Below are 13,831 nucleotides of genomic sequence, written 5' to 3' on the forward strand. Positions count from 1 at the left end.
ATAAAATCCAACTTAATAAGAACATTTACTCCCAATAATTCAAACGGTCACTCAGCAGCAAAGCCACGTTACCCATTGAAATATCACGAGTACGGTGAATAAATTACATGAACTCATCTTCAATCAGCCGCAAACAAGCTTGGCTAGAAAGTTTACGACCAAAAACCCTACCATTAGGGGTGATTGCCATCGTCACTGGATCCGCATTGACCTATTTCACGGGTAACTTTAAGTGGCCCGTCGCTCTGCTTTCTATTATCACAGCGGGCTTATTACAAATTTTATCTAACCTCGCCAATGACTATGGCGATGCGATTAAAGGCTCAGACACCGCTGAACGCATAGGACCTCTACGTGGAATGCAAAAAGGCGTCATCACCAAAGAAGATATGAAAAAAGCGCTGAAGCTGAATATCTTCGCGGCTTGCCTTTCCGGTCTATTGTTGATTATTGTCGCGTGCGAAAAACCAGAAGATGCCATCGGATTCCTTGGTTTAGGGTTAGTGGCTATCGTGGCTGCCATTACGTATACCGTCGGTAAAAAACCTTATGGCTACCTTGGTCTTGGGGATATTTCCGTTCTCATTTTCTTTGGTTGGTTAAGTGTGATTGGTACTTTTTACCTACAAGCGAATAGCTTTAATATCATCACTATCCTACCAGCAACAGCTTGCGGTTTACTGTCTGTAGCTGTTTTAAATATCAATAATATGCGTGATATTGAAAACGACATTAAAGCGGGTAAAAACACGTTAGCAGTGCGTTTAGGTCCACAAGGCGCGCGCATGTACCACGCCATTATCATCATCGTTTCCATCTTATGTTTGGTATTTTTCAATTTACTCTATTTAACAGGTTGGGCGGGCTGGTTATTCTTATTGGCGGTGCCAATGCTGATGAATCATGTACGCAAAGTGCTTTCTGATCCTACCCCAGAAGGGATGCGCCCAATGTTAGAAAATATGGTGAAAATCGCTTTAGTCACCAACGTTTTATTCTCCCTTGGGGTTATCCTGAGTAAATAGTCTCAATTATTTGCTGTTTTTTTGACTTTTCCCGCTTATTTTCTGGCGGGAATTTTGCCAATCAGTGACTAAAAGGGATATACTGACCTTCCTCTTGCAGCAAAAAAGACCTAAATCCTATGAAATATGATACTTCCGAACTCTGCGACATCTACCAAGAAAGCGTTAATGTAGTAGAACCTTTATTCTCCAACTTTGGTGGACGTACTTCATTTGGCGGTCAAATCATTACAGTAAAATGCTTTGAAGATAATGGCATTCTGTATGATTTGCTGGAAGAAGACGGCCATGGGCGCATCTTGCTGGTGGATGGCGGTGGTTCAGTGCGTAAAGCACTGATTGACGCTGAACTCGCGCGATTAGCGGTAGACAATGGCTGGGAAGGTATTGTGGTTTACGGTGCCGTCCGTCAAGTGGATGCATTAATGGAGTTAGATCTCGGCATCCAAGCGGTTGCAGCTATTCCTGCGGGTTGCCCTGACGAAGGTATCGGCGAAAGCGATATCCGCGTTAATTTTGGCGGCGTGACGTTCTTCTCCGGCGATTATCTGTATGCCGATAACACGGGTATTATTTTATCCGAAGAACCGCTTAGCCAAGCAGCCAACGACGATTTCGACGAAACCATCGACGAATAATCCCCACCAAATTCCACAAAAAAGGCAGATATCACTATCTGCCTTTTTCTTTTCTACTCTGTTTTCTATTTTCTGTTTTTCACTTCTTGCAGAAAACAGATTCCTACATTCCTCTAAATAATTCGTATTGTAGGTAGGCGGCAAACGAAGGTATTCCTAGGAGCATACAAAAGTATGTGACTAGGATAACTGAGTGCAGCCAACATCCCTACAATGCGAAGTATGACGAGGAGATTAGACTTCTTCCATCTTGCCGAGAAGGGTCCGTAAACGTTCCTGCCAAGTCGCCTGCTCTTGCTTCAGCTGTTCATTTTCACGAATCAGTGATTCAGTACCTGATTTGTTGGCTTGTAACTCTTGGCTTAATGCACTGTTTTGTTCTTTCAGTTCATCAATTTCCATTTGCATTAATGCGATGGTGTCGATGGCTTGTTGAACTTTGGATTCTAGTTTCTCAAATACTTCAAATGACATGTTCGGATCTCCCTTTATAAGCGCTTTCCCTCGATTGTAAGTAGCATGATCCTCTGTGTCCAGTGACTTACACTTGATTACAAACATTATTCTTTTAATTGTCTCGCCCGTGACTATTCAAATGTTTGAATTCGACCTTAAAAATGATTGTTTGCTTTCGTTTTTTGGTGATTTGACACACAGTTTTCACAAATCGCAATATTCGATTATCTTTTTTCTCGCTAAATTAACAGAATAAATTTTCGCAGAGAAAATTATACTCGTGCAAAACACCTCTCTTAACAACTATTGCAGGATGAACATTTATGAGCAAAATGACACCTTCAACACTGACTGGTCAGTGTATATCGGAGTTTCTTGGAACTGCTCTGTTGGTTTTTTTTGGTTTAGGATGTGTCGCGGCTGTACGTATTGCGGGTGCTCAGTTAGGTCTTTGGGAAATTAGTGTGATTTGGGGCTTCGGCGTCGCACTGGCTGTTTACCTGACTGCGGGCATCTCTGGCGCTCACTTAAACCCTGCCGTCACATTAGCATTATGGTTATTCGCGTGTTTCGATAAGCGAAAAGTCGTTCCTTACATTATCGCTCAAATGCTCGGGGGCTTTTGTGCTGCCGCCCTAGTTTACTCAATGTATTCCCCTGTTTTTTTCGATTACGAACAAGTTCACCATATTGTTCGTGGCACACAAGAAAGTTTGTTTACAGCGGGTGTCTTCTCAACTTACCCTGCGCCACAAATCAGCGTGTTCCATGCGTTCTTTATTGAAGTGGTGATTGCCGCCATTTTAGTCTGCTTAATTTTAGGTTTAACTGATGATGGCAATGGCGTTCCTAAAGGTCCATTAGCACCATTATTAATTGGTATCTTAATTGCGGTTATCGGTGGCTCTTTTGGTCCATTGACTGGATTCGCCTTAAACCCAGCGCGTGACTTTGGTCCGAAAGTCGTGGCTTATTTAGCAGGATGGGGTGATATTGCCCTGACTGGCGGACGTGATATTCCTTATTTCCTTGTCCCATTGACTGCACCGATTGTTGGTGGTCTGCTAGGGGCATTCGGTTATCGTAAACTCATTGGTCGCCATCTGCCTTGCATGACTTGCGAGTCTGATGAAGAAGAGAAAAAATCCTCTTAATACCGTTTCTTATTTCCAAAACTGGGTTTACCTAAAACCAGATTAACCCATTGCTGAACAGGTTTAAATTATGACAACAGAAACCAATATCGTTAAAAAATATATTGTCGCTCTTGATCAAGGCACAACCAGTTCACGAGCTGTCGTTCTCGACCATGATGCAAATATCGTCAGTATTTCCCAGCGCGAATTCACACAAATTTACCCAAAACCAGGCTGGGTAGAACATGACCCAATGGAAATTTGGGCAACGCAAAGTTCGACGTTAATTGAAGTTCTCGCTAAAGCCGACATTCGTACCGATGAAGTAGCAGGTATCGGTATCACCAACCAGCGTGAAACCACGATTGTTTGGGAGAAAGCGACAGGTAAACCCGTCTATAATGCGATTGTTTGGCAATGCCGCCGTACCGCTGACTTTTGTACCCATTTAAAAACGAACGATAAAGAACTTGAAGAGTATATTCGCCAAAACACGGGTTTAGTGGTCGACCCTTACTTCTCAGGAACCAAAGTAAAATGGATCCTCGATAACGTCGAGGGTGCTCGTGAACGCGCAGAAAAAGGTGAATTACTGTTCGGTACTGTCGATACTTGGTTAGTTTGGAAAATGACTCAAGGTCGCGTCCACGTCACTGACTATACCAACGCTTCTCGTACCATGTTATTCAACATTCGTAATTTAGAATGGGATGACAAAATCCTTAAAGCATTAAATATTCCTCGTAACATGCTGCCAGAAGTCCGCCCTTCCTCTGAAGTTTACGGACAAACCAACATTGGGGGTAAAGGCGGTACGCGTATCCCAATTTCGGGTATTGCGGGTGACCAACAAGCGGCACTGTATGGTCAATTGTGCGTAAAATCCGGTATGGCAAAAAACACCTACGGAACTGGCTGCTTCCTATTGATGAATACCGGTGATACCGCGGTTCGCTCCAATCATGGCCTATTAACTACGATTGCTTGCGGTCCTAAAGGCGAAGTGAACTATGCCCTTGAAGGTGCTGTGTTTGTGGGCGGTGCTTCTATCCAGTGGCTACGTGACGAATTGAAACTGATTGATGAATCTACGGACTCCGAATATTTCGCTACCAAAGTTAAAGACAGCAACGGTGTGTATGTAGTACCTGCATTCACTGGTTTAGGTGCTCCATATTGGGATCCGTATGCGCGCGGCGCGATCTTTGGTTTAACGCGTGGGGCAAACCGCAACCACATTATCCGTGCCACATTGGAGTCTATCGCGTATCAAACCCGCGATGTTCTCGATGCGATGCAAGCCGATTCCGGTGAACGCCTAAAAGCATTGCGTGTGGACGGTGGTGCTGTTGCGAACAACTTCCTGATGCAGTTCCAATCTGACATTCTCGGCACCTCTGTAGAGCGTCCTGAAGTCCGTGAAAGCACCGCGTTAGGTGCCGCTTACTTAGCAGGTATCGCCGTTGGATTCTGGGAAAGTTTGGATGAACTGCAAAGTAAAGCCAACATTGAGCGTGTCTTTAAACCGGGTATTGAAACCACTGAGCGCAATTATAAATACGAAGGCTGGAAAAAAGCGGTCGCTCGTGCTCAAGAGTGGGAAGACCGCGCTTAACTTTTCGATATCACGACATATATTGCTAAACAAACCGTCAAAGCAGTGCTCCGACACTGCTTTTTTATTACTGGTGACTACGAATCGCAACATCTCAAGTAATTCGCTAATAAATAAAAACATCACTCATAGATGAATAATAAATTAGAAAGCTCCCACCTGCTTATCTAGAATTCGTCCCTGCAATAACTATGTTTATGAATTATTTTATAAATAATTATTTTTAGATTATTTCAGGAGTGAAGGTTATGGATAACCGGAAAAAATATGCATTGATACACACCAATCAATCCAGTGCACAACTCACATCCCAAGCACAACAGCATGGATATTTAGAGCTTGGTCTATACAAAAATCGAGGACGAGTTGCAAAAATCCACACAGACAGTTTTTACTTAGAAGGGCTACAAGACGATCCTCAGAAAATACATTCAGGACAAGCCGCTTTTGATATCACAAACTGGTTACTGGATAAGCCTCGTTTACCGGGAGAGCAGCGGAAAAACTATCTATTAAGTACTCTATATGAAGATGATTTTTCAGGGTTTAAATTCCATCCATTGCATAATTTATGGGTTGATAGCTTTAACTCCCCTCATCAATGGCGCGATGGAGAGCCTCGTTCTCAATCGCAATTTGTTGAGTTACTACTTCCAAGCGGCCAATCAGAGCGTCATTATGGCATGCTCATTCTTGCGGGTGATGCTAACGATCTGCAAGTAGAGCTGGCACGACATTGGCTTGAATTGACTGGCGGCGGCTTACTGATTATTGAAAATGATACAACGCTTATCTCGAAGCCAGTTCAATTGCTTCTTGACGAGCTAGAATACATACAAGACTCCCCAGCATCTGAGCAAGATACAACGATTTTCGCTCAATATTCTCAACCAGGGATATCCGTCACTGCCACCCCTGCATTCCATGAAGATAGCTCCGAGCAAAAATATTATGTTCTAGATAATTTAACTTACTATTTCAGCGGATTACCTCAACAAATAGAGCCAACCACTTGGGTTTATGAAGGCGTTCTCACCGTGCCTAAATCTGAACGCCTTATCCTCTATGTGGATACACAATATCATCCCTATAACCTCACACTGGATATTGATCAGTACACTCATCAAATTAATGCTCAAGATGAATGTGGCGAAATCGTGATTAAACATACCCAAAAGGGGCAGCAAGTTCACTTTAAAATCACCACCACGACACAAGATAATGCCCCCAATATCCGCTTAGGGTGGGGGTTTTCAGGGCAAGAATCAGTTCAATTTATTCCTGATGATTTCATTCATCACACTCCCTTGATTACCACAGAAAATACCTCGGTTGAGCAACCTGCCCCACATTCTTTATTCAACCCTGATGGCTACCAACAGACACTGTCATTACCTTCTACGTCGATAAACTCATTCGCACTCACAGAAGAGACTCGAAATAATAGCTATTATTTTTCAATTCAAATAAATAGCTCACGGTTGAATACCGTTTTAAGACTGGATGATATCAGCCTATCACCACACGATTCCTGGGAAGGACTTGCAGCCGAAATCGAAGACTATGTTAATCAGCAACTCGCTGATCTTGAACTCCCACTTATCTCCGCTCATTATAAAAATAACCAGATTGTCATTACCTGTGGCGGCATGATTGTTTCCCAATTTCAGCTAAAAAATCAGCAGTTACACCCTATCCTTATTGCAGAAAATCCCCATGGTATCGCCAATCAATTTCACGTAGGTGTGCTGTCTGGAAGTTTGCCATTTCATGAGGAAATTGAGTATTTTCAGCTTATTGAAGCACCATTATTTGGAGAGGTTGTATTAAACGAAATAACCGGAGAATGGCAATATATACCTGATGGTAAACAATCTTTCCGTGGGAATGACCAGTTTGATTTTATTGCCATTATGAAAAATGGCTCTGTTTCCACCCCTATGTCTATCCAGCTACAATCTGAAGAAGCACCTTATCTATCCCTTCCAAGTCAGCGTATTTTTACGTTACCAGATCCAATTTATCATCATCCTCAAATGCGTCATCACCCCGTGCCAAGCGACCTGCAAATACACAGTATTCAGTTAGCTCAAACACACTTACTTGAGCCCCATACTAAATACTTCAGTTTAACGGCTGACCGACCCGCTTTATTAAAAATTGATATTACCAGTGCATCTGAGGCTACAGCACCCGATATTGTTGCCATTATTCGAGATAAAGAGGGAATTGAATTAGAGAAAGTGGTTTTAACAGGTCCATCAAATCTTCCAACCGCTCTCACCCCACCGCCTAATACGCCTAGCTTCGAAGCTAAAGATTGGCACCGTTACAGCTATACCGCGCCGATAAAGGGAAAATGGATTCAACCTGATATGGAGATGCAAATTCTAGCGGGGGGTATACCAATAACTCAATATGGCATCCAAAATGTTGAAGCTGAATACGCAATGCCTGGCGAGGGTACACCATTTCCCTTCTATACCACTGAAGGAAGTTTCTTTGCTAGAGTCAAAAAGATAAAGCCCATCACTGCACATGTCGCGCATAAAACGCTTTACCAAGATGGACACGGTACTTACTCTTATTCCCCTCTCAGTTGGGGATTAGAAGCGCTAGCTAAATTACCCGTTCACCAGCTAACCTTATATAGCTATCCCCCTATCCCTCAAAAACCGGCTTTATATCCTTATATCGTTAAAGATGATACAGGTTATACTGATAAAACTAAGCTGGTTCACCCTTTATATGATGCTCCCAGTAAAATTGCAGAGCCTAAAGTATCTCAAATTGAATGGAGTTATTTAGATAGTCAAAATGCAGCGCGAAGAACAAAGCTGTCTAGCGAATTTTTTTACATGGCTACCGAGCCGCTAAATATGAAAGGTGGCACATCACCAACTATTGGATTCGCAAGCCAGAATTTTGGTGGTGGAATATCAAAACCCAGTATTTTGTGGCACGAACTCTTTGGACATGGCTTTAATCTCCGGCACACTACAATAGCTGGTTACCCATATTCAGCCAAAAGCCACGGTCAGAATATGGCATATGATTCGTATCGCCAACAATATACAACCTATCGTGAATCTAATCCGGATAATGAAATTATACCGGCGATGTACCCAATAGATTATCCCCATTACAGCGATCAATACGACGCATTCTTAGCGCATTCAGATTACTATATTTACTTGGCTCAACATTTTTTATCTAAAATTAACGAAAGTGAAGTCCCAGGCGAATATGTCTCCGTCTACCAACTTAATGGCATATTTCTTCCTTTACCTGATGGCTCGCAGCACCCCTATAGCTACCTCACCGTGACTCAAACTATCGGGCAATTGATCCAACAGGAGCATTCAGGTTCCCCTTATAGTTTGACGATCACCTATGTCACGCCATCCGGTCTACTCACCGAATCCCTAAAAATTTCCTTGAGGGATAACGAACTTAACCTCAACATTGCCAATAAGGGGGAGATAGTTAGCCTCAAGATTATTAAGACGGAAAATGGAGCTGACACTGAGATCTTTCACTATAAAAATCCAGAATCGCTGACAAATCGCGTATATATTCATGGTGATGGTAAAAACGTTCCGGAACAATTACAGATAGATAATTACTGGCGAGGCAATAAATTATTTTGGTCAGTCAGTGAAGATAGCCGAGCGTTATGTGCAAAATGGGTCGAAAAAGGGCGGCTCCATCAGCAATACTTTCCATTAACCAATCAGAATAAAATCAATGCAGGAGCCAAATTTTTACCAACTAACCATTTGAATTTATTGGATTACAATGCACCAGCGTCCTCTACCAAAGTCACCGACCTATCCGAAGTACGGCTACTTTCTGACGTCCAATTTAATCAACAAGTCAATCTTCGAGAATTGGGACTACCCTACAATAATAATACTTATTGGGTAACACTCTGTATTTATGATGAAAACGATAAAATTCAAGAATCTGCACCTTTGGAACCTTGGTACCTTTTTGAGCAAGATGGAATTTTGACTATCAAAGGAACCATAGACAGCACCCCAGATTTAAAGATCGCAGGTATTAAAATATATTCCGATATCCACTTACAAGATGACGTAGCTGCTAATTCTATATTTATTGGACAGAATGACCAAAATACACTCGCAGAAAATAAGGAATTTCTAAACTATGATCGCCCCGTAGAATTTAACGCGCTGATTTCACAAATGGCAGGAATGAAAGAGGACACAATTAGCGCACAACAACAGGCCACTCAATGGGTTGAGTCAGCACATTTCATACCGTTGGTTGCATAATAAATCAGGGGGCTTATTTGCTCCCTGAACATAAAACTTAATCAGTATTCTAAATTAAACCATACGCTCGGTATGGCTCATTCGGCGTGCTAGCGGTAACCAACACAGCACCACCAGCATCGACATCAAGAACATCAGCAAACCAAGGCTAAACTGGCCATTTTGTGGCATTAACGCTGAAACCCATGTTGCGACACCAGAACCTACGTTCTGTAAACCACCCACTAATGCCCCTGCTGCACCGGCTAAATATGGGAATGGCTCCATCGCACCAGTAGTCGCCAACGGGAATAACATTCCAGCACCAAAGAAGAAAATGGCGGCAGGTACCAACAGTGTCCATGTATTCATGATACCAAACCAACCTGGTACCCACATCATGATGCCCGCAGCTAAACAAATCAGTACAGACTGCCACATCAAGGTGGAGAAATTCTTACCTTCACGCCCCGCATACCAAGCACCAAAAAATGCCGCAGGAATAGGCAGAATAAACAGAATACTGACAGTAATACTGCTTAGCCCTAGCACGCCGCCCATCAATACACCGCTACAAGCTTCAAAAACGGCAATTCCCGCCAGCGCACCAATCAACATCGTCAAATACGAAAGAAACGAACCGTTAGATAATAATTCACGGTATGACGCCACTAAATTATGTTTTTCAGGAGAAATAGGACGAGTTTCCGGCATCCAGCGATACATACTGAATAACACCCCGCCACCCAACAAGAATAAGAAAATATAACAGGCGTGCCAGCCAAAAAAGTGCGCCAGTATCCCACCAAACATAGGCGCTAACAGTGGGCTCACTAACACCCCCATATTGAGCAAACTATTGGCGTAACGTAGCGCAGTGCCTTTATACAGGTCACGCGGCATGGTTCTCACCATTACGCCAGCAACCCCTGTACCTAAACCTTGTAAACCACTCGCGACTGTCAATACCGTCAATGTTGGGGCAAAAATAGCGACAATCGTTGAAATTAAGAAGATAGATAACCCAGCTAAAATCACCGGACGGCGACCAATTTGGTCAGATAACGGACCATACAGTAGCTGGGAAAAACCGTAAGAAAACAGATACGCCGCCATAACGCGCTGTACGGCACCCGAAGGTTCACCGAAATACACCGCAATTTCAGCAATAACGGGAACATAAACAGTTTGAGTCATTTGCCCAACCGCAGCGAGGGCAATCAACATTAGCAACAGATTAAAATTTTCAAGCTTTCTCATTTTGCTCTCAGACATTCACAATTCCTGAGCACACAATAGCGCCGTATTATTAAAGTTTAATAACACGAACAGTTGCACTCAGGATTAAATAATAGATTTTTATTCGTTGTTTTGCCCATTACATTGGAATTATATAACTAGCAAACAATTGATGTTGTTCTTGTGTGATAAAGATAACAAAATTTATGAATTTTTCGAGGTAGGACACCATTTTAATTTACTTCACGTTGGCAGTAATATTCGCCACCTCTGTCAACTTAACTGTACATTAAAATTACCAAATTCCTCATTCGCAGAACAATCCACTAAAACACTTTATCGATAAGCATAAACAATGAACTGATCTAGTATGAAATCCTATTAAGTTCAGCAATGTATATCTTAAATAATTCACACTGTTGAATACTTTCTCTGAGGCTTTTTCGATAAGAGGGACAAATTTATGGCGAATTGGGTAACAGGTCGGGTGGTTGAAGCCAAATATTGGACAGAAACCTTGTTTAGTTTAGTGGTGGATGCGCCTATTCAACCGTTTATTGCAGGACAATTTGCTAAACTCGCCCTTGAAGTTAATGGGGAACGCGTTGCCCGTGCCTACTCGTACGTGAATGCCCCCAGCGACAACCGCCTTGAATTCTATTTCGTCATTGTTCCCAATGGAAAACTGAGCCCGAAGCTCGCTGAGCTACAAATCGGCGATACACTGCAAATCACCGATGAGGCCTCTGGCTTCTTTGTGCTAGATGAAATCCCAGAATGTAAACATCTTTGGATGCTTTCGACAGGTACGGCTATTGGTCCATTTCTCTCTATTTTACAAGAAAATAAAGGGCTAGAACGTTTCGAAAAAATCGTCTTACTGCATGCCGTGCGTTACCAAAAAGATCTGAGTTACCTGCCGCTCATGCAGCAATTAGAGCAGCAATTCCAAGGAAAACTACGCATTGTCACTGTTGTGAGCCGTGAACACGCCCCCGGCTCACTATATGGACGGGTTCCCGCATTAATTGAAGATCATCAATTGGAAGAGTTTGTTGGGTTGCCGATTGATGCAGATAAATGCCACATCATGCTGTGTGGCAACCCAGAAATGGTGCGAGATACACGGGATAAACTCAAAGAAACCCACGGGTTAGTTAAACATTTACGCCGTAAACCGGGGCATATTACCAGCGAACAGTACTGGTAATAGCCTAACTGCTAAGACAGATAATCGACTTTATCTGTCTTTTCTCCATACGGATTTTCACCTTCCATTCCTACAAAAACGCCACAATCAATCAGCATCATCATCGTAATCAGCAATGGAAGAAAGCGTCCAATTCCCCATTGCCAAATGTCCGCCAATTGACTGACATCAAAGGAAAAAAGGGCAAAAGCTAACACGACTAAAGCAAACCATCCTCCCGGTTTACCTCTATCATGCAGACGTTTAGTGAAAATCGCAGCAAGGGGATACAGCAACAAAATAAACAATACCACCACAACGACATCCGGTAATGAAAACGCGTTTTGAAAGAGAGAAATCAGGGTCATCAAAATAAAACAGCCTGCAACACCCGCCCAAAATGGTCGTCGTCCAATTCTGCCTTTAAAGGAAAAAGCCCATTGTAGTAATGTCATTGTGTGTAATCCTGATACAATATTAATCTCTGAAGAATAAGTGGCAGAAAAAATGGCTCAACCAATATTCCGTTCCATGTCCATCATCATAACCGCTTTTGTGTGCTATTTTCCACAAATGGCACTTTCCCAAAAGGTACCGACGTTACCTGATACCAACTTAAGCGTCGCGTATTTAGCGCCTGATGCGCCAACCTTTAATCTCACGATCCCAGAGCTACGTAGTCAATTTAATCAAACCTATAAAGATTTGTATCTTCACGAATACAAAGTGATTGCTAGCCAAGATATATCCGTGCCCTACATTCGTGCCGCATCACGGATTAATCAACAAATATACTCATCTGCCGTCCTCGAACGGGGTAGTGAGAAAATTAAAAGCTTACAAATCACATTATTGCCTACTGATAACGAAGCTGACGCCCAAGAAAGTCGCCAATTAATTGAGCGCTATATCATCGCTATTATTCATCAATTTGATCCTAATGTTTCTTTGGATAAAGCCCCTGAGCTGACCGCAGCGCTGAACAAATTTATGACCAATAAAGCCCCAACCCGCGCAGAAGAAGCGAGATTAGGCGCATTGCGATATATTTTGGTAAAAAGTGACAATAATGTGCTTACTTTTGCTGTTGAACCGATTAAGCTAGAGCAACAAGCGAGCGAAAGCAGTAAATAATTGAGAGCAACAAACACGCGAAATGGATGATGATCACGCTCTAGCAATAAGCATGATGAAAAGCAAAGCTATTATTATCCATTGTTCCTATAATGCAGGAACAGCGACAGAAACGTCTCGTTGCGCGTAATACCTTGATCGCGTGATGAAAAACTAATCGATAAATCATTCAAACTTTTTGGTTGGAGGAAATAACATGCGACATCCATTGGTAATGGGTAACTGGAAACTGAACGGCAGTACCCAGATGGTCAATGAACTGATTGCTGGCCTGCGTAACGAACTGAGCAGCGTTGATGGCTGTGACGTAGCAATTGCGCCACCAGCAATGTACTTAACTCAAGCTAAACACGCTATCGCTGGCAGCCGCATTGCATTAGGCGCACAAAACGTTGACGTCAACCTGTCTGGCGCATTCACTGGCGAAATTTCTGCTGAAATGCTGAAAGATGTCGGTGCAAAATACATCATCATCGGTCACTCAGAGCGCCGTACTTATCACAAAGAAAGCGATGAGTTCGTTGCAAAACAATTTGCAGTACTGAAAGAACAAGGTTTAATCCCAGTTCTGTGTATCGGTGAAAGCGAAGCTGAAAACGAAGCTGGTAAAACAGAAGAAGTTTGTGCTCGTCAAATCGATGCAGTCCTGAACACATTAGGTGCAGAAGCATTCCAAGGTGCTGTTATCGCTTATGAGCCAATCTGGGCAATCGGAACCGGTAAATCAGCAACTCCAGCGCAGGCACAAGCCGTACATAAATTTATTCGTAGCCACATTGCGAAAAAAGATGCAGCTGTCGCTGAGCAAGTGATCATTCAATACGGCGGTTCTGTTAACGCAGGCAACGCTGCTGAGTTATTCACTCAACCAGATATCGATGGTGCTTTAGTTGGCGGCGCGTCCTTAAAAGCGGACGCTTTTGCGGTGATTGTTAAAGCTGCAGCTGAAGCCAAAAAAGCTAAGTAATTAAATTCTGTATTTAATCACTCCATTTAACCGTCTATTTTAATTTAACGTTAAATAGACGGTTTTATTTTTCCTTCTATTAAATAAAAAATAATAAAAAAAGAATTTAAAAAATCATTAATTAAAAATATAAACCATTACTTTACATTTAAAAA

The 13,831-nt window shown here is 42.5% G+C and carries 11 protein-coding genes; 8 read left to right on the plus strand and 3 right to left on the minus strand.

Features of this window, described 5'->3' with window-relative positions; translation table 11 throughout:
- Positions 1-107 precede the first annotated feature (107 nt).
- Positions 108-1,025 carry a 1,4-dihydroxy-2-naphthoate polyprenyltransferase gene (locus HFU86_RS00170; RefSeq protein ID WP_036950853.1) on the plus strand — a complete coding sequence of 306 codons (918 nt, stop codon included), beginning with the start codon at positions 108-110 and terminating at the stop codon, positions 1,023-1,025.
- 119 nt (positions 1,026-1,144) lie between these two features.
- Complete coding sequence (rraA, locus tag HFU86_RS00175) at positions 1,145-1,663, plus strand: ribonuclease E activity regulator RraA (RefSeq protein WP_154599550.1); 519 nt, start codon at positions 1,145-1,147, stop codon at positions 1,661-1,663.
- Between the two features lie 234 nt (positions 1,664-1,897).
- Here rraA and zapB read toward each other — a convergent pair whose 3' ends face one another.
- Positions 1,898-2,137, minus strand: coding sequence for a cell division protein ZapB (zapB, locus tag HFU86_RS00180; protein ID WP_132497052.1), 240 nt, complete (start codon positions 2,135-2,137; stop codon positions 1,898-1,900).
- 305 nt (positions 2,138-2,442) lie between these two features.
- Here zapB and HFU86_RS00185 point away from each other — a divergent pair, with 305 nt between their 5' ends.
- From HFU86_RS00185 to HFU86_RS00195, 3 genes are all read left to right on the plus strand, one after another.
- Positions 2,443-3,273 (plus strand): MIP/aquaporin family protein, encoded by an 831-nt coding sequence (locus HFU86_RS00185; protein ID WP_036950846.1) that lies wholly within the window; start codon positions 2,443-2,445, stop codon positions 3,271-3,273.
- A 70-nt stretch (positions 3,274-3,343) separates the two neighbouring features.
- Entirely contained in the window at positions 3,344-4,870 is a 1,527-nt protein-coding gene (glpK, locus tag HFU86_RS00190; protein ID WP_132497051.1) for a glycerol kinase GlpK, read from the plus strand.
- Positions 4,871-5,118: 248 nt separating this feature from the next.
- On the plus strand, positions 5,119-9,168 hold the full coding sequence (locus HFU86_RS00195; RefSeq protein ID WP_187128472.1) for a hypothetical protein: 4,050 nt from the start codon (positions 5,119-5,121) through the stop codon (positions 9,166-9,168).
- 54 nt (positions 9,169-9,222) lie between these two features.
- Here HFU86_RS00195 and emrD read toward each other — a convergent pair whose 3' ends face one another.
- The gene (gene emrD, locus HFU86_RS00200; RefSeq protein ID WP_036950922.1) at positions 9,223-10,407 is read right to left on the minus strand and encodes a multidrug efflux MFS transporter EmrD; all 1,185 of its coding nucleotides are present in this window, start codon (positions 10,405-10,407) and stop codon (positions 9,223-9,225) included.
- A gap of 442 nt (positions 10,408-10,849) precedes the next feature.
- Here emrD and fpr point away from each other — a divergent pair, with 442 nt between their 5' ends.
- The gene (gene fpr, locus HFU86_RS00205) at positions 10,850-11,596 is read left to right on the plus strand and encodes a ferredoxin--NADP(+) reductase (protein WP_154609494.1); all 747 of its coding nucleotides are present in this window, start codon (positions 10,850-10,852) and stop codon (positions 11,594-11,596) included.
- A gap of 11 nt (positions 11,597-11,607) precedes the next feature.
- On the opposite strand, the gene HFU86_RS00210 is transcribed toward fpr, so the two are convergent.
- Positions 11,608-12,030, minus strand: a complete 423-nt coding sequence (locus HFU86_RS00210; RefSeq protein ID WP_187128473.1) for a DUF805 domain-containing protein — start codon at positions 12,028-12,030, stop codon at positions 11,608-11,610.
- Positions 12,031-12,082: 52 nt separating this feature from the next.
- On the opposite strand from HFU86_RS00210, the gene HFU86_RS00215 reads away from it, so the two are divergent.
- Together HFU86_RS00215 and tpiA are read left to right on the plus strand one after the other, a co-directional pair.
- On the plus strand, positions 12,083-12,709 hold the full coding sequence (locus tag HFU86_RS00215) for a DUF1454 family protein (protein WP_132497047.1): 627 nt from the start codon (positions 12,083-12,085) through the stop codon (positions 12,707-12,709).
- 196 nt (positions 12,710-12,905) lie between these two features.
- Positions 12,906-13,676, plus strand: a complete 771-nt coding sequence (gene tpiA / locus HFU86_RS00220) for a triose-phosphate isomerase (protein ID WP_036950832.1) — start codon at positions 12,906-12,908, stop codon at positions 13,674-13,676.
- Positions 13,677-13,831: the final 155 nt, after the last annotated feature.

The organism is Providencia sp. JUb39 (genome assembly GCF_012272845.1).
GTDB lineage: Bacteria > Pseudomonadota > Gammaproteobacteria > Enterobacterales > Enterobacteriaceae > Providencia > Providencia lanzhouensis.

What these genes read in the sequence shown, in the direction of transcription:
- HFU86_RS00170 (WP_036950853.1), top strand. Translation starts at nt 108, where the DNA reads ATGAACTCATCTTCAATCAGCCGCAAACAAGCTTGGCTAGAAAGTTTA.
- rraA (WP_154599550.1), top strand. Translation starts at nt 1,145, where the DNA reads ATGAAATATGATACTTCCGAACTCTGCGACATCTACCAAGAAAGCGTT.
- zapB (WP_132497052.1), bottom strand. Translation starts at nt 2,137, where the DNA reads ATGTCATTTGAAGTATTTGAGAAACTAGAATCCAAAGTTCAACAAGCC.
- HFU86_RS00185 (WP_036950846.1), top strand. Translation starts at nt 2,443, where the DNA reads ATGAGCAAAATGACACCTTCAACACTGACTGGTCAGTGTATATCGGAG.
- glpK (WP_132497051.1), top strand. Translation starts at nt 3,344, where the DNA reads ATGACAACAGAAACCAATATCGTTAAAAAATATATTGTCGCTCTTGAT.
- HFU86_RS00195 (WP_187128472.1), top strand. Translation starts at nt 5,119, where the DNA reads ATGGATAACCGGAAAAAATATGCATTGATACACACCAATCAATCCAGT.
- emrD (WP_036950922.1), bottom strand. Translation starts at nt 10,407, where the DNA reads ATGAGAAAGCTTGAAAATTTTAATCTGTTGCTAATGTTGATTGCCCTC.
- fpr (WP_154609494.1), top strand. Translation starts at nt 10,850, where the DNA reads ATGGCGAATTGGGTAACAGGTCGGGTGGTTGAAGCCAAATATTGGACA.
- HFU86_RS00210 (WP_187128473.1), bottom strand. Translation starts at nt 12,030, where the DNA reads ATGACATTACTACAATGGGCTTTTTCCTTTAAAGGCAGAATTGGACGA.
- HFU86_RS00215 (WP_132497047.1), top strand. Translation starts at nt 12,083, where the DNA reads ATGGCTCAACCAATATTCCGTTCCATGTCCATCATCATAACCGCTTTT.
- tpiA (WP_036950832.1), top strand. Translation starts at nt 12,906, where the DNA reads ATGCGACATCCATTGGTAATGGGTAACTGGAAACTGAACGGCAGTACC.